24 protein-coding genes are annotated in these 24,388 nt (G+C 47.9%); 16 read left to right on the forward strand and 8 right to left on the reverse strand.

Annotated elements, in window-relative coordinates:
* Positions 1 to 133: 133 nt before the first annotated feature.
* From ACYVJG_RS03115 to ACYVJG_RS03160, 10 genes are all read left to right on the forward strand, one after another.
* Positions 134 to 1,738, forward strand: a complete 1,605-nt coding sequence (locus tag ACYVJG_RS03115) for a peptide chain release factor 3 (protein WP_460429733.1) — start codon at positions 134 to 136, stop codon at positions 1,736 to 1,738.
* Positions 1,735 to 2,601 (forward strand): mechanosensitive ion channel domain-containing protein, encoded by an 867-nt coding sequence (locus ACYVJG_RS03120; protein ID WP_460429734.1) that lies wholly within the window; start codon positions 1,735 to 1,737, stop codon positions 2,599 to 2,601. Before ACYVJG_RS03115 ends, ACYVJG_RS03120 begins: the two co-directional genes overlap by 4 nt.
* Before the next feature lie 40 nt (positions 2,602 to 2,641).
* The gene (locus ACYVJG_RS03125; RefSeq protein WP_460429735.1) at positions 2,642 to 3,241 is read left to right on the forward strand and encodes a riboflavin synthase; all 600 of its coding nucleotides are present in this window, start codon (positions 2,642 to 2,644) and stop codon (positions 3,239 to 3,241) included.
* Positions 3,241 to 4,347 carry a bifunctional 3,4-dihydroxy-2-butanone-4-phosphate synthase/GTP cyclohydrolase II gene (gene ribBA, locus ACYVJG_RS03130; RefSeq protein ID WP_460429736.1) on the forward strand — a complete coding sequence of 369 codons (1,107 nt, stop codon included), beginning with the start codon at positions 3,241 to 3,243 and terminating at the stop codon, positions 4,345 to 4,347. Before ACYVJG_RS03125 ends, ribBA begins: the two co-directional genes overlap by 1 nt.
* 91 nt (positions 4,348 to 4,438) lie before the next feature.
* Complete coding sequence (gene ribH, locus ACYVJG_RS03135) at positions 4,439 to 4,912, forward strand: 6,7-dimethyl-8-ribityllumazine synthase (protein WP_460429737.1); 474 nt, start codon at positions 4,439 to 4,441, stop codon at positions 4,910 to 4,912.
* Positions 4,909 to 5,370: a transcription antitermination factor NusB gene (nusB, locus tag ACYVJG_RS03140; RefSeq protein WP_460429738.1), complete on the forward strand. Its 462-nt coding sequence runs from the start codon at positions 4,909 to 4,911 to the stop codon at positions 5,368 to 5,370. Before ribH ends, nusB begins: the two co-directional genes overlap by 4 nt.
* Positions 5,363 to 6,322, forward strand: a complete 960-nt coding sequence (gene thiL / locus ACYVJG_RS03145) for a thiamine-phosphate kinase (protein ID WP_460429739.1) — start codon at positions 5,363 to 5,365, stop codon at positions 6,320 to 6,322. Before nusB ends, thiL begins: the two co-directional genes overlap by 8 nt.
* On the forward strand, positions 6,300 to 6,797 hold the full coding sequence (locus ACYVJG_RS03150) for a phosphatidylglycerophosphatase A family protein (protein ID WP_022653351.1): 498 nt from the start codon (positions 6,300 to 6,302) through the stop codon (positions 6,795 to 6,797). The genes thiL and ACYVJG_RS03150 overlap by 23 nt, the downstream gene beginning before the upstream one ends.
* 96 nt (positions 6,798 to 6,893) lie before the next feature.
* A complete protein-coding gene (locus tag ACYVJG_RS03155) occupies positions 6,894 to 7,124 on the forward strand; it encodes a type II toxin-antitoxin system ParD family antitoxin (protein WP_460429740.1) in 231 nt (76 codons plus the stop codon).
* A 5-nt stretch (positions 7,125 to 7,129) separates the two neighbouring features.
* The gene (locus ACYVJG_RS03160; protein WP_460429741.1) at positions 7,130 to 7,798 is read left to right on the forward strand and encodes a pseudouridine synthase; all 669 of its coding nucleotides are present in this window, start codon (positions 7,130 to 7,132) and stop codon (positions 7,796 to 7,798) included.
* On the opposite strand, the gene ACYVJG_RS03165 is transcribed toward ACYVJG_RS03160, so the two are convergent.
* Positions 7,795 to 9,003 carry a vWA domain-containing protein gene (locus ACYVJG_RS03165; RefSeq protein WP_460429742.1) on the reverse strand — a complete coding sequence of 403 codons (1,209 nt, stop codon included), beginning with the start codon at positions 9,001 to 9,003 and terminating at the stop codon, positions 7,795 to 7,797. The genes ACYVJG_RS03160 and ACYVJG_RS03165 overlap by 4 nt on opposite strands.
* 122 nt (positions 9,004 to 9,125) lie before the next feature.
* Between ACYVJG_RS03165 and ACYVJG_RS03170 the strand changes: the two genes are divergently transcribed.
* From ACYVJG_RS03170 to ACYVJG_RS03180, 3 genes are read left to right on the forward strand one after another with little or no spacing between them, the layout of a single operon-like run.
* The gene (locus ACYVJG_RS03170; protein WP_460429743.1) at positions 9,126 to 10,538 is read left to right on the forward strand and encodes a coniferyl aldehyde dehydrogenase; all 1,413 of its coding nucleotides are present in this window, start codon (positions 9,126 to 9,128) and stop codon (positions 10,536 to 10,538) included.
* A gap of 13 nt (positions 10,539 to 10,551) precedes the next feature.
* Positions 10,552 to 11,088: a hypothetical protein gene (locus tag ACYVJG_RS03175; RefSeq protein ID WP_460429744.1), complete on the forward strand. Its 537-nt coding sequence runs from the start codon at positions 10,552 to 10,554 to the stop codon at positions 11,086 to 11,088.
* A 31-nt stretch (positions 11,089 to 11,119) separates the two neighbouring features.
* A complete protein-coding gene (locus tag ACYVJG_RS03180) occupies positions 11,120 to 12,745 on the forward strand; it encodes a GMC family oxidoreductase N-terminal domain-containing protein (protein ID WP_460429745.1) in 1,626 nt (541 codons plus the stop codon).
* A 46-nt stretch (positions 12,746 to 12,791) separates the two neighbouring features.
* Here ACYVJG_RS03180 and ACYVJG_RS03185 read toward each other — a convergent pair whose 3' ends face one another.
* Both ACYVJG_RS03185 and ACYVJG_RS03190 read right to left on the reverse strand, forming a co-directional pair.
* On the reverse strand, positions 12,792 to 13,787 hold the full coding sequence (locus ACYVJG_RS03185; RefSeq protein WP_460429746.1) for a TerC family protein: 996 nt from the start codon (positions 13,785 to 13,787) through the stop codon (positions 12,792 to 12,794).
* A gap of 33 nt (positions 13,788 to 13,820) precedes the next feature.
* Complete coding sequence (locus tag ACYVJG_RS03190; protein WP_460429747.1) at positions 13,821 to 14,288, reverse strand: tellurite resistance TerB family protein; 468 nt, start codon at positions 14,286 to 14,288, stop codon at positions 13,821 to 13,823.
* 127 nt (positions 14,289 to 14,415) lie between these two features.
* Between ACYVJG_RS03190 and ACYVJG_RS03195 the strand changes: the two genes are divergently transcribed.
* Together ACYVJG_RS03195 and ACYVJG_RS03200 are read left to right on the forward strand one after the other, a co-directional pair.
* On the forward strand, positions 14,416 to 14,733 hold the full coding sequence (locus ACYVJG_RS03195) for a helix-turn-helix domain-containing transcriptional regulator (protein ID WP_460429748.1): 318 nt from the start codon (positions 14,416 to 14,418) through the stop codon (positions 14,731 to 14,733).
* Between the two features lie 2 nt (positions 14,734 to 14,735).
* Positions 14,736 to 15,659 carry a LysR family transcriptional regulator gene (locus ACYVJG_RS03200; RefSeq protein WP_460429749.1) on the forward strand — a complete coding sequence of 308 codons (924 nt, stop codon included), beginning with the start codon at positions 14,736 to 14,738 and terminating at the stop codon, positions 15,657 to 15,659.
* On the opposite strand, the gene ACYVJG_RS03205 is transcribed toward ACYVJG_RS03200, so the two are convergent.
* Positions 15,656 to 17,530, reverse strand: coding sequence for a sigma-54-dependent Fis family transcriptional regulator (locus ACYVJG_RS03205; RefSeq protein WP_460429750.1), 1,875 nt, complete (start codon positions 17,528 to 17,530; stop codon positions 15,656 to 15,658). The two genes, ACYVJG_RS03200 and ACYVJG_RS03205, sit on opposite strands and share 4 nt — an antisense overlap.
* Before the next feature lie 319 nt (positions 17,531 to 17,849).
* On the opposite strand from ACYVJG_RS03205, the gene adh reads away from it, so the two are divergent.
* Positions 17,850 to 19,370, forward strand: a complete 1,521-nt coding sequence (gene adh / locus ACYVJG_RS03210; RefSeq protein WP_460429751.1) for an aldehyde dehydrogenase — start codon at positions 17,850 to 17,852, stop codon at positions 19,368 to 19,370.
* A 46-nt stretch (positions 19,371 to 19,416) separates the two neighbouring features.
* On the opposite strand, the gene ACYVJG_RS03215 is transcribed toward adh, so the two are convergent.
* From ACYVJG_RS03215 to purF, 4 genes are all read right to left on the reverse strand, one after another.
* The gene (locus ACYVJG_RS03215; RefSeq protein ID WP_460429752.1) at positions 19,417 to 20,631 is read right to left on the reverse strand and encodes a class I SAM-dependent methyltransferase; all 1,215 of its coding nucleotides are present in this window, start codon (positions 20,629 to 20,631) and stop codon (positions 19,417 to 19,419) included.
* Positions 20,631 to 21,392 carry a DUF1365 domain-containing protein gene (locus ACYVJG_RS03220; RefSeq protein WP_460429753.1) on the reverse strand — a complete coding sequence of 254 codons (762 nt, stop codon included), beginning with the start codon at positions 21,390 to 21,392 and terminating at the stop codon, positions 20,631 to 20,633. The genes ACYVJG_RS03215 and ACYVJG_RS03220 overlap by 1 nt, the downstream gene beginning before the upstream one ends.
* A 16-nt stretch (positions 21,393 to 21,408) precedes the next feature.
* Positions 21,409 to 22,707: an NAD(P)/FAD-dependent oxidoreductase gene (locus ACYVJG_RS03225; RefSeq protein WP_460429754.1), complete on the reverse strand. Its 1,299-nt coding sequence runs from the start codon at positions 22,705 to 22,707 to the stop codon at positions 21,409 to 21,411.
* Between the two features lie 141 nt (positions 22,708 to 22,848).
* A complete protein-coding gene (gene purF, locus ACYVJG_RS03230; RefSeq protein WP_460429755.1) occupies positions 22,849 to 24,387 on the reverse strand; it encodes an amidophosphoribosyltransferase in 1,539 nt (512 codons plus the stop codon).
* Position 24,388 lies beyond the last annotated feature (1 nt).

Consider the following 24,388-nt stretch of genomic DNA (forward strand, 5'->3'; position numbering starts at 1 on the left):
CTGATGTTTAGCTGAATTTAGGGGTGCACCGAGTGTGTGCCCCTAATTTTTTCTGGCTAACAACCCGTCAGCCGCGAGGTTTACGGTTAAATCTGGTAAAGTGTTAGGTTTTTCTCGCTGTGATGAATTTGCGATGACTGAGCTTTCTCCTGTTGCCCGCCAAGCGGCACGCCGTCGTACCTTTGCAATTATTTCCCACCCCGACGCGGGTAAAACCACACTGACAGAAAAATTATTGCTTTTTTCTGGTGCAATTCAAACCGCTGGTACCGTCAAAGGCAAAAAATCCGGCAAGTTTGCGACGTCCGACTGGATGGAAATTGAGAAACAGCGGGGGATTTCCGTTGCTAGCTCGGTGATGCAGTTCGATTACTGCGACCATGTGGTGAATCTTCTTGATACCCCCGGTCACCAAGACTTTTCTGAGGATACCTACCGTGTATTGACGGCGGTGGACTCGGCCTTGATGGTGATTGATGCTGCTAAAGGGGTAGAAGAGCAAACCATCAAATTGCTGAATGTTTGTCGCCTACGCGACACGCCAATCGTCACCTTTATGAATAAGTATGACCGTGAGGTACGCGATTCGTTAGAGCTATTAGATGAAGTCGAAAATATCCTCAAAATCCGTTGTGCCCCGATTACTTGGCCCATTGGGATGGGGAAAAATTTCCGTGGTGTGTACGACTTATTAAATGATCGCGTGGTGCTGTTTGAAGCTGGAGCAGAACGTCTACCGCATGAATTTGATATTATCGAGGGTCTGCAAAACCCACGGTTAGACGAGCTTTTTCCGTTGGAAATGGATGCACTGCGCAATGAAATTGAATTGGTGCAAGCAGCCAGCCATCCTTTTGTTTTAGAAGAGTTTTTGGCCGGTGAACTTACGCCTGTTTTCTTTGGCTCCGCGATCAATAATTTTGGCATTAAAGAAATTCTTGATTCTTTAATCGAATGGGCGCCAGCCCCTTCGCCACGCGATGCCACGGTGCGTAGCGTGGCCCCTGAAGAAGATAAATTCAGTGGTTTTATCTTCAAAATCCAAGCCAATATGGATCCGAAACATCGCGACCGGATTGCTTTCTTGCGTGTGTGCTCAGGCAAATTTGAACGTGGTATGAAAATCAAACACTTGCGCCTCAATCGCGATGTGGCTGCCAGTTCAGTCGTGACATTTATGGCGCATGATCGCGAGATTGTTGAAGAAGCGTGGCCGGGGGATATTATCGGTCTGCCTAACCACGGCAACATTCAGATTGGCGACTCGTTTAGCGAGGGGGAAATGCTGGCGTTTACGGGGATTCCTTTCTTTGCACCAGAGTTATTCCGCAGTGTTCGTATTAAAAACCCACTGAAATTAAAGCAACTGCAAAAAGGCCTGCAACAGCTTGGTGAAGAGGGTGCCGTGCAGGTGTTTAAACCCATGAATGGCGGCGACTTGATTTTAGGTGCCGTAGGGGTGTTGCAGTTTGAAGTGGTGGCACATCGTTTGTTGACAGAATATGGTGTTGAAGCGGTGTTTGGTTCGTGCCCGATTTGGTCGGCCCGTTGGGTGAGCTGTGACAACCGCCAGAAATTCGATGAGTTCCAAAATAGTCTGGTGCATAATTTGGCGGAAGATGCGGCAGGCAGCTTGGCTTATTTAGCGCCTAACCGCGTCAATCTTGATTTAACCAAAGAACGGTGGCCCGATATCGCCTTCCATGAAACTCGAGAACATTCTGTCAAACTGTCATGATTGAATGGACCGCTCCCATTCGGGACCTGATACAAAGTCTGCCTAACCAGTGGGGGCCGGATATTATCCGGTCTTTGGTGTTGCTTATCAGTTTAGTCGTGGCCAATACCCTCACTGGCCGCGCCCTGATGCGACAAACTCAGCTGAGTTTGGAAACCCGCCGGCGCTGGGCGGTTAATTTGCGGAATGTGCTGTTAATCATTGGTTTGTTGTTGTTTGTGATTATTTGGTTCCGCGAAATTGAAACCGTCGCTGTCTCTTTGGTGGCGATTGCTGCTGCCATTGCCATTTCGGGCAAAGAGATGATTATGTGCTTTGTCGGGTCGGCTTACCGCACCATGGCCAAGTGCTATTCTGTTGGCGATCACATCGAGATCAACAACCTGCGCGGACGGGTGATCGACTTTAATTTGTTTGGTACCACGCTGATGGAAATTGGCCCCGGCCGCCATGCCCACCAACTGACAGGGCGCTTATTCACCATTCCAAACAGCCTATTGTTGACACATACCGTATTTCGTGAAGATTTTAGCGAGGAATACACCGTCCACGTGGTCAGTGTGCCGTTGGCAGTGGAAGCGGATTTATTACAGGCCGAAGCCATTTTGATGGCCGCTGCTACCGATATTTGTGCGCCTTTTATGGAAAAGGCACAAAAATTCATGGCCAAAATGGAAGCCATGCACATGGTTGACAGCCCTTCGGTAAAACCTCGGGCCTCGATTCAAATTGTGGATGAAAAACACGCTTTAGTGATGGTGAGAATTGGTATCCCACCGAGCCAAAAACAGAAAGTGGAGCAAGCTATCCTACATCGCTTTGTTGCAGAATTTTTCCAACAACACGCACGTAGCAGCACATAAAATGCACTGTCTCTCCGCCTGACATTAAGGAACCCGTTTTATGTTTACTGGAATTATTCAAGCCGTTGGGTTGATTTCTGCTGTCGAATCACGCGGTCCAGATTTGCGGCTTACCGTTGCCAGCAATGACTTAGATTTATCGGATGTCGCGCTTGGCGACAGCATCGCCCACAACGGCGTGTGCTTAACTGTGATCTCGCTGTTTGAGAAAGGCTATCAGGTTGATGTATCGCGTGAGTCGCTCAACTGCACCACAGGTTTGGAACACGCAGGACAAGAAGTCAATTTAGAAAAAGCCTTACGTCTTGCCGACCGTTTGGGGGGGCATTTGGTTTCTGGTCACGTCGATGGAGTGGGCGATGTGGTGCGTTTTGAGCCGGTTGGTGACTGTTGGGAACTCGACATCGCCGCACCTCAACGCCTTGCACGCTATATTGCTGCCAAAGGGTCGATTGCTGTTAACGGCGTGAGCTTGACCACCAATCGGGTTGAGGACAATCGTTTTTCGATCAATTTGATTCCTCACACCTTACAGAACACGACATTAAAACATCTGAACACAGGCGAAAAAGTGAACTTAGAAGTTGATTTGATTGCTCGCTATGTGGAAAGAATGTATCAACCAGAAAGTGCCGTATAATGAATGGTTTATCACCAATGACTGAAATCATCGCCGATATCCGCATGGGTAAAATGGTGATTTTAGTGGACGATGAAGACAGAGAAAACGAAGGCGATATTATTCTCGCCGCTGATTTCGTGACGCCAGAGTTGATTAACTTTATGGCGAAATATGCGCGGGGCTTGATTTGTTTAACCTTGACCGAGCAGCGTTGCCAGCAGTTAAACCTGCCATTAATGGTCAATAACAACGGCTCATCCCACGGCACCAACTTCACTTTGTCAATTGAAGCTGCCGAGGGTGTCTCAACCGGTATCTCTGCTGCAGACCGTGCACGCACAATTCAAGCAGCGGTTGCGCGTCATGCGAAGCCTTCCGACATTGTGCAACCCGGGCATATCTTCCCACTCAAGGCGCAAAACGGCGGGGTGTTGGTGCGGGCAGGCCATACCGAAGCCGGATGTGATTTAGCGGGTTTGGCAGGGTTAACACCGGCGGCAGTGATTTGTGAAATCATGAACGATGATGGCACGATGGCGCGCTTGCCGGAATTGATCGCCTTTGCACAAGAACATGGCTTAAAAGTGGGTACGATTGCTGACTTGATTGCCCACCGTAGCCAAACCGAAAGCCTGATTACCCATGTTGCAGAACGTCCGGTGAAAACCGCTTGGGGAGAGTTTATTCTCCATGCTTTCCGCGATGAAAGCAGTATGGCAACCCATCTTGCTATCGTTAAAGGCAAGATCACAGCAGAAAATGAGACTTTAGTACGCGTCCATGAGCCATTATCAGTGGTCGATTGGCTCGATATTGACGAACACTCCCATTCGTGGAGCGTGCCGCAAGTGCTGCAAAAATTCTCACAATCTGAACAAGGTGTGCTGATTTTGTTGCACAGCACAGAATCGGGCGATGATTTGCTGGCGCGAACTTTCCCTAACACGGCCCCTGCTGTTGCCAGAAAATGGGATCCAAAAACCTACGGTATTGGTGCACAAATGTTACGCACCTTAGGCGTGGGTAAAATGCGCCTGATGTCCAAACCGTTGAAAATTCCAAGCATGACGGGCTTTCATCTCGAAGTGTCTGGTTATGTTTTACCCGATGGCTCGTTGTTGTAACACCTATTGTCAGCAGGGCTGCGATGGTGCCCTGCTCAATGAATTGAGCACAACCCGCTTTTTATTCTGATCTTTTCTTGTGGAGAATGTAATGCATTCCGATATCGTTACGCTGGCGCCAAATTTCGATGGCACCGGCCTTAAAATTGGCATTGTTGTTGCTCGCTTTAATGAAGATGTCTGTCATGGTTTACGCGATCGTTGTCTTGATGAGCTGATTCGCTTAGGTGTCAGCCCATCGGACATTGTGTTGTTAAGTGTTCCCGGTGCCTTAGAAATTCCTTTGGCTTTGCAAAATTTGGCCATGATGGAAGAAGAAGGTTTTGATGCGCTGATTGCTTTGGGTGCCGTGATTCGTGGTGAAACCTACCACTTTGAACTGGTTTCTAACGAGTCTGGCAGCGGTGTAACCCGTGTGGGTCTCGATTTTGATATTCCCATCGCTAACGGTATTTTAACAACCGAAAACGATGAACAAGCTTTGGCACGTTTAGACAAAGCGCGTGAATGTGCGCAATGTGCGGTGGAAATGGCCAACTTACAACGAGGACTGATCGAATTATGAAAACCGCCCGCCGCCGTGCTCGTGAGTTTGCCGTACAAGGCATTTATCAATGGCAACTCAATGGCCTCACCGCCTCTGCCATTGAAGCGCATCTGAAAGAAAACGACAGTTTTCGTAAAGCAGATGAAGCGTTGTTCCGTACCTTATTGTTCGGTGTGATTAACTATTACAGCGATCTTGATGTGGCATTAGCTCGTTTTTATGAACGGGCGCCTGATGAAGTCAGCCCCGTTGAACGGGCGATTTTACGGATGGGGGCGTTAGAGCTGCTGCGTCATCCAGAAACCCCCTCCCCAGTGATTATCAATGAGGCAATTGAAATTGCTAAAACGTTTGGCGGTACCGATGGCCACCGTTTTGTAAACGGCGTACTGGATAAATTGGCCGCAGAAGTACGTGCCGAAGAAAAACAAGCCCAGCGTCGCCCGCGTCCTGCGGCTATGCCTGCCGATGAATGAGTTTGAACTGATCCGTCATTATTTCACCCGCCCTGTGTCGCATACTCGACTTGGGGTTGGTGATGATGCGGCGATTTTCAGCCAACGACAGGGGCATGAGCTACATGTCTCTGTCGATATGCTCGTCGCGGGTCGACATTTTTTTCCAGATGTTGACCCGTTTAAGCTGGGGCATAAAACCTTGGCGGTCAATCTGTCAGATATGGCTGCAATGGGAGCAACGCCAAAATGGGTGTTGCTGGCCGCAGCTTTACCGGTGGTGGATGAAGATTGGGTAGCGAATTTTGCTCGGGGGTTTTTTGCACTTGCTGATCGCTATCAGGTTGACGTGATTGGTGGAGATACCACACGCGGGCCATTGACTTTGTCAGTCACCATTATCGGGGAAACACCACAAGGCTGTGCCCTACGGCGCGATCAAGCGAAGGTGGGCGATGATATTTGGCTCAGTGGTACGGTCGGCAGTGCTGCCATTGGCTTGGCCTGCCGACAACAACAACTGTCGCTCACGTCTGTTGAGCAGCAAGAGGCCCTCGCTGCATTAGAACAACCAGAGCCACGGGTTGCGCTAGGACAAGCTTTATTATCCTGTGCCCATGCTGCGATTGATGTATCAGACGGTTTATTGGCGGATTTAGGCCATATTTTGCAACGCTCTGGTGGGCTTGGTGCCACGCTGTGGTGGGATCAGATACCGGTGAATGCGCTGTGGCGAGATGCCGCATGGTTTAAACCGGAATGGGCACTGGCAGGGGGGGATGATTATGAGTTGTGTTTTACCGCGCCCCGCTCGGCCAGAGAAAACATCGTTGATATGGCTCATCGCATTGGCATTCCTGTTTCTCGTATTGGTCAGGTCGAAGCGGCTCATACCGGTACGGTGGTGCTCGATACACACGGGCAGCCGATGCCGATAGAAAGGACCGGTTTTGACCATTTCGCGACGAGCTGATTGGAATTTCATCCTTTCTCATCCTGCCTATTTTATCGCCTTTGGTTTTGGTAGCGGTCTGGCTCCCTCGGCGCCGGGTACGGCAGGAACACTATTTGCCTTACCCATGTTTGCCGCCTTTTTGTTGTTGGGGTTTACGCAACAGGCGCTGGCATGGGCCTGTATTCCGGCATTTTTGGTGGGCTGTTGGATTTGTGAGATCACAGGCAAGGCGTTGGGGCATCCCGATCATGGTGGCATGGTGTGGGATGAGATGGTGTCTATGTGGTTGTTACTGTCCTTCTTGCCAACCAATGCCATGACGTGGTCGGTGGCTTTTATCGTATTCCGGTTTTTTGACACCATTAAACCTTGGCCAATTAGCTGGCTTGATCGTCGGGTCAAGGGTGGTATCGGGGTGATGTTGGATGATCTGATTGCCGCAGGCTTTTCGCTCTTGGTCATGACCATCGTATTACAAAACGATCTGATTTAACTCTCTTTTCTTGGTACTGGTAATTGGTGCTGATCTACACTATATTGCACCAATAGTATGAATATTGATGCGGTTTAACCCAACAGGACACCCACCATGAAAACTGTTCGTAAAACCATTACCTTGACCGATCAGCAAGATAACTGGATCAAAGCACAAATTAGCACAGGGCGTTATACGAATGACAGTGAGTTTATTCGTGATTTGATTCGGCGAGAGCAAGAACGCAGCCTTGAAATGGAGGCAATTCGTACCGCGTTGATTGAAGGCGAGGCCAGCGGCGAACCCAAGCCCTTTAATGCAGAGGCTTTTAAACAAAAGTTATAAAAAATATGCCGCCACATAATACTGAGCCATTTATCTATTCACCTCCCTGTGCACCACTAGAATGGCTCCACATCGATCCAGACTTTGTCATCATCAACAAACCAGCGGGTTTACTGTCACAACCGGGCCGTGACCCCAATCATTATGACAGTGCTTGGTCGCGTGTTCGGCAACAATATCCAACCGCAGAATTAGTCCACCGTTTGGATATGGACACTTCGGGTATTTTGTTATTTAGCTTGAACAAAAACAGCGAGCGCAGCTTAAAAATTCAATTTCAACAACGGCAAACCAAAAAACGCTATCTTGCCGAAGTGTCAGGGGTATTGGCTGCAAAACAGGGGGAAGTTGACTTACCATTGATTTGTGATTGGCCAAAACGCCCGCTACAAAAAGTCTGCTTTCAAGATGGCAAACCCTCGCAAACGCTATACCGTGTCTTAGAGCAGGATGACAGCCGCGCCCGTGTTGCACTCTATCCGGTAACCGGACGGTCACATCAGTTACGGGTTCACATGCTGGCGCTCGGTCATCCCATTATTGGCGATCGTTTTTATGCACCCACCGACATACAGTTAGCCAGTCCGCGTTTGTTGCTTCATGCCGAGTTTCTCCAGTTTTTCCATCCCAAACAGCACCATGAGATAAGTTGTACCGCTCCCTGTGAGTTTTAACTCGGTACGGCCTGTGGCAACGCGGTAGCGCCGTGGCGGAGTTGTCGCATGGCGCGGTCTAGCCCTTCCACTGTCAAGGGGAACATGCGGTTTTGCATCGCGTCTTTAATAAGACGAATCGAACCTGTCATTTCCCAAATCGGTTCTGCGACAGGATTTAACCAAACAGCGTGTCGAAAATGATTTAGCAAACGCCCCAACCACACTGAACCGGCTTCTTGGTTATGGTGTTCAACACTGCCGCCCGGATATAGGATTTCGTATGGGCTCATCGTCGCGTCGCCGACAAGAATCAATTTCCAATCTTGCCCTAAACGATGCAATACATCCCATGTGGATTCCGTTTCTTGCCACCGGCGTTGATTATCGCGCCACAGTTTTTCATACACGCAGTTGTGAAAATAATAGGTTTCAAGGTGCTTAAATTCACTTCGGACTGCTGAGAAAAGTTCTTCACAGGTATGGATATAATCATCCATCGACCCGCCAATATCAAACAATACCAATACCTTGACCGTGTTATGCAGCTCAGGCACAAACTGTAAATCTAAGAGTCCGCCTTGTCTGGCTGTGGCGCGTAAAGTGGCATCCAAATCTAAAACATCCGCAGCCCCCTCACGAGCAAATTCGCGCAAGCGGCGTAGCGCCACTTTGAGATTACGTGTACCCAACTCAACTTGATCGTCCAAATTACGAAACTCACGCTTATCCCACACTTTCACCGCACGGCGATGGCGTGATTCATGTTGTCCAATCCGTACCCCAGCTGGATTGTAACCATAGGCACCAAATGGACTGGTACCGCCGGTGCCAATCCATTTATTGCCCCCTTGATGGCGCTCTTTTTGTTCTGCTAAACGTTCTTGTAACCGCCGCATCAGCTCATCAAAGCCCAGTGCTTCGAGGGCTTTTTTCTCTTCTTCCGATAGAAATTTCTCAACCTGTTTACGTAACCAATCCTCTGGGAGAGTGGTTTTCAGGTCTTGCAATGTGCTTTCAATCCCGTGGACGTATTGGCCAAACACTTGGTCAAAACGATCAAACCACTTTTCATCTTTCACTAAAACGGTTCGACTGAGGTAGTAAAACTCATCAATCGAGGCAAAAGCCAGCCGTGCCTCCATCGCCTGTAGCAACAACAGAAATTCTTTTAGGCTGACGGGTAGAGCGGCCTGACGTAAGGCAAGAAAAAAATCAATCAACATGGTGTACGTTGCTTTTCTGAAAGAGAGCAGTTAAGTTCATTAAAACGCTTGTTTGTCTTGAATGAGACAAGCCGCGATAACGATAACAAACAGATGATTCGTTTTGATCTCACGAGGAAACTATGGAGTCGGATTTTATTCGCTTGCAGCACTGCTTTACCCAACAACAGCGTGCTGCACGGCAACACCCTTATCCCACCCTAGCACAAAGGCAAGGCGATTTAACGGCGCTGGCTCAACTGTTGTTGGAATATCAACACCCCTTGCAACAGGCGTTGGCTGCCGATTTTAGCCATCGCAGTGTGATTGAAACACAGTTGGCGGAAATTTTTCCCAGTTTACAGGCGATTAAGGACGCAAAAAAGCGTTTACCTCGTTGGATAAAATCCGAGAAACGTCATGTCTCGCTGTGGTTTCAACCGGCGCGGGCACAGGTGATGCCGCAACCATTGGGCGTGGTGGGAATTATTGTGCCGTGGAACTATCCGCTTTATCTGAGTTTCGGCCCGTTGGTTGCTGCGTTAGCCGCAGGAAATCGAGCCATGTTAAAACTCTCGGAATACACGCCACAAACGGCAATCGTGTTACAACAAGCATTTCATCGCTATTTCAGTGAAGACAAAATTGCGATTATCACGGGTGATGCCGCAGTCGCAGCAACATTTGCCCAACAACCGTGGGATCATCTGTTTTTTACCGGCTCGACAACGGTAGGGCACAAAGTGATGCAAGCTGCTGCGACAAACCTAACGCCGGTTACCTTAGAACTCGGCGGTAAATCGCCAGTGTTTATTGCATCGGATGCAGACATTGCTCACGCGGCGGAGCGAATTGCGGTGGGGAAATTGCTTAATGCAGGGCAAACCTGTGTTGCGCCAGATTATGTTTGGGTTCACGAGTCGCAACAGGCTGCTTTTATTGCACACTATCAACGTGCCGTAGGCCGTTACTACCCCCGCTTGCAACATAACCCCGATTACACTGCCATCATTCATCCACAGCATAAACAACGATTACACGCCTTGCTGGAAGAAGCTGTTGGACAAGGGGCGGAGGTGATAGAGATCAATCCTGCGCAAGAAGACCTCGGTATCAGCCAAAAGCTGGCGCCTTATTTGGTTTGTCAGACCCACCAGAGCATGAGACTGATGCAGGAGGAAATTTTTGGGCCAATTTTGCCGGTGGTGACGTATCGTGCCGAAGAAGATGTACTGACTTGTTTACAAACTCAGCCCCGTCCGCTTGCTTTATATCTGTTTGATCGTAACCGACAACGGATTCAACGTTTTTTACAACATACCCATAGCGGTGGGGTGACCATTAACGATACTGTTTTACACGTGGCGCAGGATGATTTACCGTTTGGTGGCATTGGCGCGTCAGGGATGGGGCATTATCATGGCTATGAGGGGTTTTTAACTTTTAGCAAGCTCAAACCTGTTTTTGAGGTTGGACGATATTCTCCTCTGCCGTGGCTAAGCCCGCCCTATGGCAAACTGGTTAATACACTACTGCGTCTAATGTTACGCAAATAAAAGGGGGAGAGGCATGGTTACTCGGCGCCGTTTCCTACAGTGGGGCGCTGCATCGGTTGTCATTGCTGGCGCTGGCAGCTTGATCACCACATGGGATGATCCACCACATCCGGCTCACTTTCCGCCACCCGATGGGGGATGGCAAATCCTTCAACCACAACAACAAGCTTTTTGGCTGGCTTTGGCGCCTGCGGTGTTGCATCCCTTATGGCCAGTGTCGATGCCTCGCCAGCATGTAGAACGGTTTTTGCATCAGTTAGACAGCGTATTGGCCAACCTTGCCCATGAACAGCAAGAAGCGCTCAATGTATTGTTGCAGGCATTACGCAAGCGCTTATTTCGTCATGTGATTGCTGGGGTCTCTCATCCGTGGCAAGACGCCACACAGCAAGAGGTGGATGCGTTTTTACAGGACTGGCGGCACAGTTCGTTTACACATCTACGGGCAGGCTATCAAGGATTAAAAACTGTGGTTTTTGCTGCGTGGTATGCCGATCAACAGACATGGCCACACATTGGTTATCCTGGGCCACCCCATATTAAAAAATAATGAAAACAATATGCTAAAGGGGGAATAGATCGTGACGCCAGATCCTTACCGCAGTGGTTTATCCGCCGGTTGGCGGGTGATTGATGCAGCCGAGTTACCGGGGACAGTCGAGGCGGAATACGATGTTGTTATTATCGGCTCAGGCGCCGGTGGCGGCATGGCGGCTAAGTTGTTAACTGAAGCAGGGTTGCATGTTGCCATCATTGAAGAAGGACAACTGGCAACCTCGGTTGATTTCGATATGAATGAGGCCAATGCCTATTCAACGCTCTATCAACAAGCCGCTGCACAGAAAACCCGTGACATGGGGATTACCATTCTTCAAGGTCGAACCGTCGGCGGTTCAACCACGGTCAACTGGACAAGCAGCTTTCGCACGCCAACGGAAACGCTGACCTATTGGCGCGATCATTTAGATATGCGCGAATTTAGTCCGATTGAGCTTAAACCTTGGTTTGAACAGGTAGAAAGCTATTTGGATATTCGACCGTGGCAGGCTGATCCCAATGCAAACAATGCAGTGTTAGAGCGAGGCTGTAAAAAACTCGGACTCAGCGTCGGGCGGGTAAAGCGCAATGTCCGAGGTTGTTGGAATCTTGGATATTGTGGCATGGGGTGCCCGACCAATGCTAAACGCTCGATGTTAACCACCACCATTCCCGCTGCGCTGGCGGCAGGCGCAACACTTTACACTCGCCTGCGCGCACAACGGTTTATTGAACGTAAAGGAACGGTGGAAGTGCTGCGGGCGGTGGCGATGCACGGCAGTGATGGCCGCATTCCCAAACCGGGTCATACGGTTTTGTTTCGGGCAAAGCATTTTATTGTTGCAGCAGGTGCGATTGGATCGCCTGCTTTGCTATTACGCAGCCAATTTCCTGATCCTTACAGCCAATTAGGTAAAAGAACCTTTTTGCATCCAGTCTGTTTGTCTGCTGCTGTGATGCCAAATAAAATCGAAGCATGGCAAGGAGCGCCACAAACTGTTTATTCGGATCACTTTTTACATCGTGATGACATTGATGGTCCGATTGGTTATAAGCTGGAAGTGCCTCCCGTACACCCCCTGCTTGCCGCCGTGACTTTACAGGGACACGGTGAAGGCCATGCGAAGTTGATGCAACAATACCCCCATCTTCACGTCATGATCGCCTTGTTACGGGATGGTTTTCACCCTGACAGTAAAGGAGGGCAAGTTTTCTTAAACGCTGATGGTTCGGCTGTATTGGATTACGTGATGACTGATGCGTTGTGGGATGGGGTAAGACGTGCTTGGTTGAGCATGGCAGAAATCCAATTCGCTGCTGGCGCAAAATCAGTGTTACCCATCCACGAAGAAGCTGACCCTTATACTTCGTGGCAAGCCGCACAACAGGCGATTGCCGATTTACCGTTAGCCACACTCCAAGCCAAATTGGTCAGCGCCCATGTGATGGGAGGCTGTGCAATGAGTGCGAGAGAAGAAAAAGGGGTCGTCAACAGCTATGGCAGACATTGGCAGGTCGATAATTTGTCAGTGATTGATGGCTCGATTTTTCCAACAAGCGTTGGCACCAATCCGCAACTGTCGATTTATGCGCTTGCCGTCCGCAATACCACGCGCTTGGCACGGGAATTAACAGGAAAAACGGTTTCGCTTATTCCCGACAGCCCATAATAAAAAAACCGCCCCAATGTTGGGGCGGTTCAAAGTATGTTGAGGATCACGTGGTTTTGGGTTGCTCTGGGTTGCGTGTTTTATGTAGCGAGTACAACACACCGAAGGTCAACAGACTGAGCGTCACACTCAAAGATAACCATGTGGGAATCTTCAAGCTAATCAGGTCAATCCCATTAAAGTAAACCAGTGCCACTTTAATACCGATGAACACTAGCACCCCAGCTAACGCATATTTTAGGTAGTGGAAGCGGTGCACCATTGCCGCGAGCGCAAAATACAGGGCCCGTAAACCTAAGATCGCAAAAATGTTTGAGGTGTAGACAATAAAGGGGTCTTGGGTGATGGCAAAGATAGCGGGGATGCTATCAACCGCAAATACCAAGTCCGCACTTTCTACCAGCAGCAAGGCAAGGAACAGCGGTGTTGCCCACCAGCCTTTTGCCAATTGATGGTCTTCTCCTCGAACCCAAAATTTCTCCTGATGCAAAGTAGGTGTCAACCGTAAGTGTTTACGCAAGAACTGATAGAGGCGGTTTTTATCTAACGAAACTTCTATCTCATCGTTAGAAAACAGCATCTTCAGACCTGTGAAGACCAAGAACAGGCCAAACAACACTAACACCCACTGGAATTCAGCCACCAGTAAGGCGCCCAAGCCGATCATGATGGCCCGCATCACGATCACACCCAAAATCCCCCAGAACAACACCCGATGTTGATAAATCCGTGGTACGGCTAAGCTGGTGAAAATCAGAGAGATCACAAACACATTGTCCATCGAGAGCGATTTCTCGACTAAATAGCCTGTTAAATAGGCCATCCCAGCCTCTGCCCCCTGATACCACCATAGCCAAGCCCCAAACAACAGGCCAAGGGTGATATAGAAGGCAGACAGCTTTAAGCTTTCCGCCACCCCAATTTCATGTTGATCGCGATGTAATACCCCAAGGTCAAACGCTAACAGAGCAATCACCACGAAAAAGAACATGAGCCATACCCATATTGGGTAGCCGATAAAGAGCTGGAATAGAAATTCCATCGATTGCCCTGCCTTTCCGTTATTTGCCTTAAGTTAAGAAGTTAAGCTCAATGCCACCACGCTTTGTTGTTCCTGCGATAAGGTGCTGCGTTGGTTATGTTGCAAAATCGCGCGGTGGTCGATGTTCCATTGGGTGGACATCGCTCGCAGGACAAAAAATTCTTTTTCGCTGATGTATTCATCAGCTGCGATAAGATGAACGGCCAGTTTAAAGACTTCAGTTTGTAAATCCGTATCATCAACTTCTTGCAGCAGACTTTTCAGCGTTTGATTATCCAAAGAACATGCTTCAGTCCAAGAGAGATTGTGTTGATAGCTCAAATCTTCACAAAAGCCGTTTAACACGGTTTCCCATGCGTCTGGCGAGTTGGAAAAGCGTTGCAACAGGCTTTGGTTTTTCAGCCAAGACAATTCTTCTTTTGCCAAGTGACCATCGGCCAACATGACCAATACCAACAAACGCAACACCGATTGTTCACTGTTTTTAGGGTAACTACGCATCGCCTGTTCTCCTTGTGTAGATGATTTGCGTGTTGTTCACGCGACAGACGAAATGTAGCCCATTTCTTATTTCTAAAAAATCAGATATAAATGAAGTCATATTCAGAAAAAAAGGGATTTTCACATTATGAAAAAGCGTGATGTAAGAGAAACGATAGCGGAGCGTATTCAAACCGATCCTGCTTTTGCCCAAGCTCTACTTGATGAAGCAATCTCGCTGTTTCTTGATGGTGAACCTAACACTGCTAAATTGATTTTGCGTGACTTAGTCAATGCTACTGTTGGGTTTGAATCGTTGGCAGAAGAAATACATAAACCGGCAAAAAGCTTACACCGTATGCTTTCTGCCACAGGCAACCCGACTATGAATAATCTTTCAGCAATTTTTGCTGCCATTACCCGCGCCCTTAAAGTAGAAGTTCATACCCACGTGGTAGCGGCTTAACAATGAGCCAACATTTTAGCTATCGCCATCTCTATTACTTCTGGGTTGTGGCAACCGAGGGGGGAATGGGAAAGGCGGCGAATCGGTTGGGAATGGCTATCCAAACCATCAGTACCCAAGTTCGTGAACTTGAAAAACAACTTGGGCATGAATTATTGCGCCCAGCAGGGCGGGGGTTGGAATTGACACCGGCCGGACGTGTTGCCCTACAACAAGCAGATCAAATTTTTCAGCTTGGAGAGCAATTACCGCAACGCTTACGCGATGCAACACAGCAAGCGAATGTGTTGTTGCGAGTGGGGACCTCTGATGGATTACCAAAAATTGTGGTGAGCCGCTTACTTGACCCCATTATCCGCCTCCCAAACATTAGATTGATTGTTGAAGAAGGGGAGTTTGACGAGCTATGCGGACAACTCGCCTTGCACAAATTAGATGTTGTTTTAGCTGATCGTGCGTTGGGGGCATACCCTAACCTTAAATTGCATGACCACCAGCTAGGACGTTCTGCGCTGGCGTGGTATGCCACCGAATCGCTGTTGGCTCAGCTCGAGCCAAACCATACAAACCACACCTTACGGCAATGCCTCGCACAACTGCCGATGTTATTGCCCAGCCGCCATGCCGCAGTGCGTTTGCGAATTGACCTATGGCTAGAGCAACACAACATTGTGCCGAATATCATTGGTGAATTTGAAGACAGTGCGTTACTCAAAACCTTTGGTGCACAAGGGTTAGGTGTGTTTCCTGCGCCGGAGTGGGTGCATGATGATTTACAACGGCGTTATGGTGTACGTTATCTCGGCCAATCCGAAGGACTGGAAGAACAGTTCTTTGCCATTGCTACTACCAAAAAAGTACAACACCCCTTGGTGAGTCAATTACTCGCTGCTGCGGCAAGCCATCTCGAAGAAAAATCGGTTTAACCTTTCAAGCGGCGGTAGAGCGTATTTCGGCTAATCCCTAGCTGCCGCGCCGCCTGTGACACATTACCACCGCAAGCAGAAAGCGCCTGTTCAATCGCCTGTTGCGAGAGTCGCTCTAAAGTCGTGGTATCCGCTGTTTGGTTTGATGAGGGTAAAGGTGTCAAAGCAGTGAGCATGTCGTCTGATAAATGCGGCCAATCAATTAGATTGTCGTCCTGTTCCAACAGAGTAACCGCTGTCAATATCACATTATTAAGCTGGCGCAAATTACCGGGCCAGCTGTAGTGTTGTAACGCTTGTTGTAGCGAGGGAGAAATCGTGCAGAATTTTTCAGGGCTGTGTTGTTGCAACAGACTACGCAACAAAATCAAAAAATCACTGCGTTCACGTAACGCGGGCACCACCAGCGCCATGCCATTTAATCGATAGTACAAATCGGCCCGAAACCGGCCACTGGCAATATCCTGTGGTAGGTTACGATGGGTGGCGCAGATAAGAGAAAAATCGACTTTGATCGCTTTTCCGCCACCAAGTGGCGTGACCTCTCGTTCCTGTAATACCCGTAATAAGCGACTTTGAAGAGACAAAGGCATATCACCGATTTCGTCGAGGAAAAGTGTGCCGCCGTGGGCTTCCACAATTCTTCCGCGATAGCCTTCACGTCGCGCCCCTGTAAAAGCACCAGCGGTATAACCGAATAATTCCGACTCAATCAATTGCTCTGGCAATGCCGCACAGTTGATGGCAACAAAAGGGCCATTCTTTCGTTGGCCACTTTCATGAATCGCTTTAGCAAACCATTCTTTGCCAACACCGGATTCACCATGTAAAAGAATAGGAATTGCGGTTCCTGCGACTTTTCTCGCTTTATGCACCAATTTTTGGATCGCCTCATCGCCGGTATCCAACCTAGACAAAGCATCTTGGACGTGAACTGTTTTTTGGTCTCTGGTGGCGTGTGTATTTTTATTGGGTAACACAACCTGTACATATAAGGTCTTACCCTTCGCCAACGACATGGGTAACAGATGATGCAGATTTCTATGTTGCGACAGTTGTTGTTCTAGCCACAGGCGCAGGGGAAATTGTGATAGCTCAACATAACTGAGCTCTAACATTTCCAACGCAGCACGGTTAGCCGCGTGCCCAATTCCTTGTTCTGACAGCACAATAATGCCTTCACCGACCGTACCAATTCCCTTTGGATGAGGATGGAGATGTAAACGCATGGCATTTTGATAGCGCGACAATAACAATTTGTTTTCGATCATCTGTGCCGCAGTTTTGACCAAACCGCCGGTATGGGGATGATAGCGTTGCACCTCGCTCGAAATATCAATCACACCTAATATCTGGCCTTGTGGATCGTAAAGAGGGGCAGCGGTACAAGTTAAGATACTGTTTTGCTCTAAAAAATGCTCGGCCCCTCGGATGGCAATCGCGCTGTATTCCGCCAAGGCTGTCCCAATGGCATTGGTGCCACGATGATTTTCTTGCCATGAGGCCCCGGGGGCTAAAGCGACTTGTTCGGCTTTTGGTAAGAAATCCCCATCACCTAACACATGCAGCAATGTCCCACTGTGATCAGCCAATACCACCATGCTATTAGAGTGCTTCACTTGGCTAAACAGATGCGCCATCACGGGTTGTGCATGACTGACCAACTCTTGATGTTCTTCTAATCGTTGTTTGAGTAGATTGTCATGCAATGCTGGCACATCTTTGACGGTACGACTGGGTGATAACCCTGCTTTTGCACAACGCAGCCAAGATCGGGCTAGACGATCACTGATCAGTCCTTGCGGTAGGGCTTGGTCAGACAATAAATATTGTCGTGCAGTGTGCAAAGAGGCTTCTAACTCTAAAAACATGGCTCACGGCTCCTCGTTTTCCCCTTCTTTTCTTAAGAAAGGTCAGCTGTTTTCTTTGAAACAGTTTTGATTCGGGCAGTATAGAGCGCCATGCCGTAAGAGGCGAAAGTTATTACACGTGTTGTCCAAACTACGCTGTCTCAGCTGTCACGTGACAGTGTGTCAATTTGCAACACTATGCCGCGAACTACTGCAGCGCAATAATTTAATTTATCTCAAAAAAACAAAACACTAGCTTATTTTTTTGAGTTGGCACAAGGATTGATACTGATAGGGCAATCGACGGTTCGTCGGTTTTATAAAAACGAGGAGATTGAGCATGATTTACACCCTACCTGGCACCACCGGCGCAAAACATCAGTACAAAACTCACTATGACAACTTTATCAATGGCAAGTGGACACCACCGGTTCGTGGCGAATATTTCGATGTGATTACTCCCCTCACCGGTCAGCCATATACCAAAGCGGCTCGTTCTGGTGCTGATGATATCGAATTGGCGTTGGATGCAGCACATGCTGCAGCTGAAAAGTGGGGGAAAACCTCGCCGGCAGAGCGTTCTAATATTTTGCTCAAAATTGCCGACCGGATTGAAGCCAATCTTGAATGCTTGGCCTACGTTGAAACCGTCGATAACGGCAAGGCCATTCGCGAAACCCTGAATGCAGATATTCCGTTGGCTGTTGACCACTTCCGTTATTTTGCCGGTTGCTTACGCTCGCAAGAAGGCTCGATCTCTGAAATCGATGAAAACACCATCGCCTATCATTTTCATGAACCCTTAGGTGTGGTTGGGCAGATTATTCCGTGGAATTTCCCAATTTTGATGGCGGCGTGGAAGCTGGCACCGGCACTCGGTGCAGGTAACTGCGTTGTGCTCAAACCAGCAGAATCGACCCCCATCAGTATTTTGGTGATGATGGAGCTGATTGCCGATTTGCTGCCGCCGGGAGTATTGAACATTGTTAACGGTTTGGGACGTGAAGCAGGGATGCCGCTGGCGACTAGCCGCCGGATTGCCAAAATTGCCTTCACTGGCTCTACCGCCACTGGCCGTGTTATCGCACAAGCCGCCGCGCAAAGTTTGATTCCAGCGACGTTAGAACTTGGCGGTAAATCGCCCAATATCTTCTTTGCTGATGTTGCAGCACAAGATGATGATTTCTTTGATAAAGCTATTGAAGGTTTGGTGCTGTTTGCTTTCAACCAAGGCGAAGTCTGCACCTGCCCAAGTCGCGCACTGATCCATGAATCAATTTATGATCGCTTTATGGAAAGAGTGTTGGCACGGGTGCGGGCAATTAAACAAGGCAGCCCTCTCGACACCGAGACCATGATGGGTGCTCAAGCTTCGCAAGAGCAGATGAACAAAATTATGGCTTACTTAGAAATTGGCCGTCAGGAACAAGCCGAGTGTTTAATTGGTGGTGATCGTGCACATTTGGATGGTGAATTGGCTGGTGGTTACTACATCCAACCAACCCTGTTCAAAGGCCACAATAAAATGCGGATTTTCCAAGAAGAAATTTTTGGCCCTGTATTAGCCGTCACAACATTTAGCACAGAAGAAGAAGCACTGGCGATTGCCAACGACACGCCTTATGGCCTAGGCGCTGGGGTGTGGAGCCGTGATGGCAATACCGCTTATCGCATGGGCCGTGGCATTAAAGCAGGTCGTGTGTGGACAAACTGCTATCATGCTTATCCAGCGCATGCCACATTCGGTGGCTATAAAGAGTCGGGTATTGGCCGCGAAACGCACAAAATGATGTTGGATCACTATCAACAAACTAAAAACCTTTTGGTGAGCTACAGCCCGAAACCATTAGGGTTCTTCTAATTAAGCATGATTGAACATAGCCCTTGCATAACGCAAGGGCTATTTTTTAGCCTTTTTTCAGCGTTATTTGCATCACATCAGTTCGTCCGGAGATAAAACCAGCTTCGCAATAAGCAAGGTAAAACCGCCACAACCGGATAAACGCATCGTCAAAACCTAAGTTTTTCACCATCGCAAGTTTGTTTTCAAAATTATATTGCCATCGACGCAGGGTTTCTGCGTAATCTTGGCCAAATAAAATGGGTTTACTTGTTTTAAACCCATGTAATCGCGCATGAGCAACGAATTTTTCCACCGAAGGTAACATCCCACCCGGAAAAATATATTGTTGGATAAAATCAGTATTTTTTCGATATGACTCGAATCTTCCGTCTTCAATGGTAATTGTTTGAATCACTGCTTTTCCCCCCGGTTTGAGGCATTCCATTATTTTTTGGAAATAAACTTTCCAATATTGTTCGCCAACCGCTTCAAACATCTCAATGGAGACAATATGATCGTACTGTTGCTTAATTTTTCGATAATCGGTTAATTGAACTTTCCCACGATCAGCAAAGCCTTTTTCTGCTAATCTTTTTTCTGTCCATGCTTTTTGTTCACTTGATAACGTGACGCCATCTACACGGCAACCTGTTTTCTCAATTGCATACTCCATAAAACCACCCCAGCCACAGCCTATTTCTAAAATATGGCTGTCTTGGCTAACATTGAGCTGTTGCAAAATCTGGTCATATTTATTGATTTGTGCACAGGTCAGCGATGTTTTGTGATTGCCATAATACATCGCCGCAGAATAGCTCATCGAGCTGTCTAACCATAGCTGATAAAAGTCATTACCCAAATCATAGTGGGCGTGGATATTTTTTCGGCTACCGCGTAACGTATTCGCTCGAGTCAGATGTTTTAGCCAATAGCCCAGTTTATGCCACCATTTACCTTCAATTAGGGGCGATAAAATTTTCTCATTTAAAAGGGCAAGCAATAACAACTGTGTCCAATCGTCAGAATCAATCCAACCATCTCGATATGCCTCCGCAAGACCAATATCCCCATGCGTTATAATTTTACTCACCGCACGCCAATCACCAATATAAACAACAGCATGAGGGCCAGCTTCGGCGGCAGAGAACGAAAAATGTTCGCCATTTGGTGTATAGCAATCGAGAGAGCCAATCTGAATATGCTGTAGTAAATTAAACAAAAAACGTCCGTGGGTTGGAATATGGCTCATCTCAACAGCAGTTAATGTTGATGCACTCATTAGGAATTCTCCACAGAAGAAACAATCTGGCCTTTTTTTCCGTAAAAAGGCGTTTTTTTATGCCAAAGCTTCATGGCTTGCCAATGAATACGCAACCACACCAATAAAGTTTGCCAACCGTATTGCCATAGTAATTTGGGTAGATGCTTTTTCTCGAGCAAAGACGACTCACCGGACTGAACAGCATAAAAAGCCCGTTTTCGATCTGTCTCACAATCATATTCAATGCTAATGGTGAGTTGATTATTATTCGGTGTGATAAATCGGAAGTAATAGCAACCGGAGACTTGGTAAAACGGTGAGACATGAAATTTTTTTTCTTGCGCGAAAACATCACCAGAGCGAATAGGTTTAAAGCCCTCATGGTGAAGTAAATAGTCATGATGCTCACCAAAGGTATTATTGACTTCAACCCATACCGCAATCAGCTCAGACCGTGGGTTGTAAATAAAATAAAAGCTAACAGGATTAAATACATAGCCAAATAAACTAGGTTGCGTATGTAAAACAATCTCGCCAATTTCTGGTAAATGGTTTTGTTGTAGTTTTTCAATTAACCAAGGTAAAACGGGGCTGCCATTGCGTGGTCCGTGATTTTTTGGATGCCAGCTTAGGCCAAACGGCATTTTCTTAGGTTGACCGTCCCATTCTTGTAATGGAATTGCCAACCACCAAAATGGATAGCGAAAATTGTGTTTACGCGGTAATAAGCGTTGATGCCAAACATGGCCGGTATAAAGCAAAGCACGATTAAACGACATGATATGTTTTCCTTTTTTAGTCGTTAATAATGCAGCCAGTGTGGGCCGGTGGAACTTGATGCCGCCACGGTATTGTCGCCCCGAGGCTTTGTGCGACAGCCATACCTGCTTTTAAACCATCTTCATGAAAGCCATATCCTGCCCACGCACCACAGAACCAGCTACTTTGTTGGCCTTGGATAGTGCTCAAGCGTTTTTGTGCAGCAATAGCCTCGGTTGTAAAGACGGGATGGGCGTAGTGGAATTCAGCAAAAATATGTTTTGGCGTTTTGTATGGGTTAAGGCTCACCATAATCGGTGTATTGACGGTCAGAGGTTGTAGTCGATTGAGTAGATAGGTCACCATCACGGCATCTTGTTCATGCTGATGTTGAGCTGACATAGCGCTGTAATTCCATGCTGCCCAAGCGCGTTTTTGCTGTGGCAGGAAACTTTCATCAGCATGTAAAACGGCATAGTTTTTTTGGTAGGAAATCGCCGAGAGGATAGATTCTTCAGCGGTTGTTGGATTAGCGAGTAGTGATAAAATTTGGTCGGTATGACAAGCAAAAATCACCTGATCGAAGGTTTCTCTACCATTAGCGTGGAACAGCAATACTTTTCCGTTTTGTCTTATTACTCTTTCGATTGGATTTTTAATTTTCTTGTCGGTTAATTGCGCAATCATTTTTTGCACATAAACTCGTGACCCACCCACGACTGTTTTCCACTGCGGTCGATCTGATACCTGTAACAAACCGTGGTTTTGACAGAAGCTCAGGAAAGAGGCCGCAGGGAACTCACGCATCTTGGCTACGGGTGCCGACCAAATCGCCGCGCCCATCGGCAACAGGTAGTTCTCTTGCATTTCACGACTAAAGCCGCTGTTTTGGAGTAGTTCTCCTAACGTCCATTGCTGTTGTCGTGCTTGTTCTAACAGCTGCGGGGCTTGTTGATGTAAACGCAAAATATCGCGCAACATCCGCCAAAAAGAAGGGGAGAACAGATTGCTGCGCTGAGCAAATAGTGTGTTTAGATTTGTGCCTGCCCATTCCAAACCCGATGCTTCCGCTCGAACACTAAAACTCATCTCGCTCGGATACGTTTTCACGCCAAGCAGCTCAAACAAAGCAATGAGGTTAGGATAGGTTCTATCATTATGAACGAGGAAGCCAGTATCAACCGCTAAGTGCTGACCTTCGACTTCAATATCTACCGTATGACTGTGCCCACCGGCTCGGTGTTCAGCTTCGAATAAAGTTACCTGATGATGGTTTCGCAGCAACCATGCTGCAGACAGACCAGCAATCCCAGCTCCAATCACAGCAATGCGCATCTTTTTTCTCCCTTGTTAGAGAGAAGGATAGAGAAAACTGGAAATTTGTCAAAGTTTTGTACTGAACAAAATAAAGGTTAGCAAAAAAAATCCCACCTTGCTTTAGGTGGGATTTTTATAAATTACAATATAAACAATTAGTTAGATTAGGTTCTGCTCAGCAACATTTAAATTCATGTCCAACATGCCTTGCGTCTTAGCGTCGTGACGTTGTCCACTGGCATCACTGCGCAAACTTTCGACATGGTTTAAATAGGCCTCATCAATATCACCTGTGATATAGCGACCATCGAAACAGGACGTTTCAAAATCAACCAAGTCGCGATTAGCCACATGCACCGCGTCTTTCAAGGCGTCGAGGTCTTGATACACCACGGCATCAGCGCCAATTTCGCGGGCAATTTCTTCCTCAGTACGACCCGTTGCCAATAATTCAGCCCGAGTCGGCATATCAATCCCATACACATTGGGGAATCGAACAGCCGGTGCGGCAGACGCAAAATAGACTTTATTGGCTCCAGCATCACGCGCCATCTGTACGATTTCACGGCTGGTTGTGCCACGCACAATAGAGTCATCAACCAATAACACGTTCTTACCGGCAAACTCGTGACCAATAGCGTTTAATTTTTGGCGTACTGATTTTTTACGAGTGGCTTGCCCGGGCATAATGAAAGTGCGGCCCACATAGCGGTTTTTAATAAACCCCATGCGGAAAGGTAAACCAAGATGGTTTGCGAGTTGTAATGCCGAAGGAAGGCTGGTGTCTGGAATCGGAATCACCACATCAATATCAGCCAGCTGTGGATATTCACGACGGATTTTGTCACCCAGTTTTTCACCCATCAACAAACGGGTTTGATAGACACTGGCGCCATCAATCAGCGAATCAGGGCGGGCAAAATAGACATATTCAAACATGCACGGTGTATGAGGCGCAGGGTCGGCACACATGCGGCTGGTCATCGTGCCATCAAAGCGAATCACGACTGCCTCACCGGGGGCAACATCTCGTTCTAATTTAAACCCTAAACAATCAAGCGCCACCGATTCAGACGCCAACATATATTCCGGAATCGGGCCGTTACGATTGATCCCCAACACCAAGGGCCGAATACCATTTGGATCGCGGAAGGCCACTAAGCCAAAGCCGGCGATAATCGCCACCACCGCATAAGCCCCTTTAACACGGCGATTGACTTCCACTACCGCATGAAACACCGCTTCTTCCGACAATTCTCGGCCATAAATATGTCGTTGCAGCTCATGGGCAAAGACATTTAACAACACTTCCGAATCGGAATTGGTGTTGATATGGCGGAGGTCTTGCCGGAACATTTCCTCTTTTAATTCATCGGTATTGGTCAAATTACCGTTGTGTGCCAACACAATGCCATAGGGCGAATTCACGTAGAAAGGCTGGGCTTCAGCCAGATTCGAGGCAGACCCCGCTGTCGGGTAGCGTACATGGCCAATACCCACATGACCAAATAACGAGCGCATGTTGCGCGTGCGGAACACATCACGCACCATCCCGCTACCTTTGTGCATGTGAAAACTGTTGCCGCTGGCCGTTACAATCCCTGCTGCATCTTGACCGCGATGCTGCAAGATTTGTAATCCGTCATACAAAAGTTGATTGACCGGCGATTGACCGACCACACCGAGAATGCCACACATA

The sequence above is a fragment of the Aquaspirillum soli genome (assembly GCF_054781915.1).

Bases quoted from the DNA above. Each gene is read 5' to 3' on its own strand.
- ACYVJG_RS03215 (WP_460429752.1), bottom strand. From the start codon at position 20,631: ATGAGTGCATCAACATTAACTGCTGTTGAGATGAGCCATATTCCAACC.
- ribBA (WP_460429736.1), top strand. From the start codon at position 3,241: ATGAATGGTTTATCACCAATGACTGAAATCATCGCCGATATCCGCATG.
- ACYVJG_RS03165 (WP_460429742.1), bottom strand. From the start codon at position 9,003: ATGTTGATTGATTTTTTTCTTGCCTTACGTCAGGCCGCTCTACCCGTC.
- ACYVJG_RS03205 (WP_460429750.1), bottom strand. From the start codon at position 17,530: ATGTTTTTAGAGTTAGAAGCCTCTTTGCACACTGCACGACAATATTTA.
- adh (WP_460429751.1), top strand. From the start codon at position 17,850: ATGATTTACACCCTACCTGGCACCACCGGCGCAAAACATCAGTACAAA.
- ACYVJG_RS03170 (WP_460429743.1), top strand. From the start codon at position 9,126: ATGGAGTCGGATTTTATTCGCTTGCAGCACTGCTTTACCCAACAACAG.
- ACYVJG_RS03160 (WP_460429741.1), top strand. From the start codon at position 7,130: ATGCCGCCACATAATACTGAGCCATTTATCTATTCACCTCCCTGTGCA.
- ACYVJG_RS03115 (WP_460429733.1), top strand. From the start codon at position 134: ATGACTGAGCTTTCTCCTGTTGCCCGCCAAGCGGCACGCCGTCGTACC.
- ACYVJG_RS03175 (WP_460429744.1), top strand. From the start codon at position 10,552: ATGGTTACTCGGCGCCGTTTCCTACAGTGGGGCGCTGCATCGGTTGTC.
- purF (WP_460429755.1), bottom strand. From the start codon at position 24,387: ATGTGTGGCATTCTCGGTGTGGTCGGTCAATCGCCGGTCAATCAACTT.
- ACYVJG_RS03220 (WP_460429753.1), bottom strand. From the start codon at position 21,392: ATGTCGTTTAATCGTGCTTTGCTTTATACCGGCCATGTTTGGCATCAA.
- ACYVJG_RS03155 (WP_460429740.1), top strand. From the start codon at position 6,894: ATGAAAACTGTTCGTAAAACCATTACCTTGACCGATCAGCAAGATAAC.
- ACYVJG_RS03225 (WP_460429754.1), bottom strand. From the start codon at position 22,707: ATGCGCATTGCTGTGATTGGAGCTGGGATTGCTGGTCTGTCTGCAGCA.
- ACYVJG_RS03120 (WP_460429734.1), top strand. From the start codon at position 1,735: ATGATTGAATGGACCGCTCCCATTCGGGACCTGATACAAAGTCTGCCT.
- ACYVJG_RS03125 (WP_460429735.1), top strand. From the start codon at position 2,642: ATGTTTACTGGAATTATTCAAGCCGTTGGGTTGATTTCTGCTGTCGAA.
- ribH (WP_460429737.1), top strand. From the start codon at position 4,439: ATGCATTCCGATATCGTTACGCTGGCGCCAAATTTCGATGGCACCGGC.
- ACYVJG_RS03190 (WP_460429747.1), bottom strand. From the start codon at position 14,288: ATGCGTAGTTACCCTAAAAACAGTGAACAATCGGTGTTGCGTTTGTTG.
- nusB (WP_460429738.1), top strand. From the start codon at position 4,909: ATGAAAACCGCCCGCCGCCGTGCTCGTGAGTTTGCCGTACAAGGCATT.
- ACYVJG_RS03200 (WP_460429749.1), top strand. From the start codon at position 14,736: ATGAGCCAACATTTTAGCTATCGCCATCTCTATTACTTCTGGGTTGTG.
- thiL (WP_460429739.1), top strand. From the start codon at position 5,363: ATGAATGAGTTTGAACTGATCCGTCATTATTTCACCCGCCCTGTGTCG.
- ACYVJG_RS03195 (WP_460429748.1), top strand. From the start codon at position 14,416: ATGAAAAAGCGTGATGTAAGAGAAACGATAGCGGAGCGTATTCAAACC.
- ACYVJG_RS03185 (WP_460429746.1), bottom strand. From the start codon at position 13,787: ATGGAATTTCTATTCCAGCTCTTTATCGGCTACCCAATATGGGTATGG.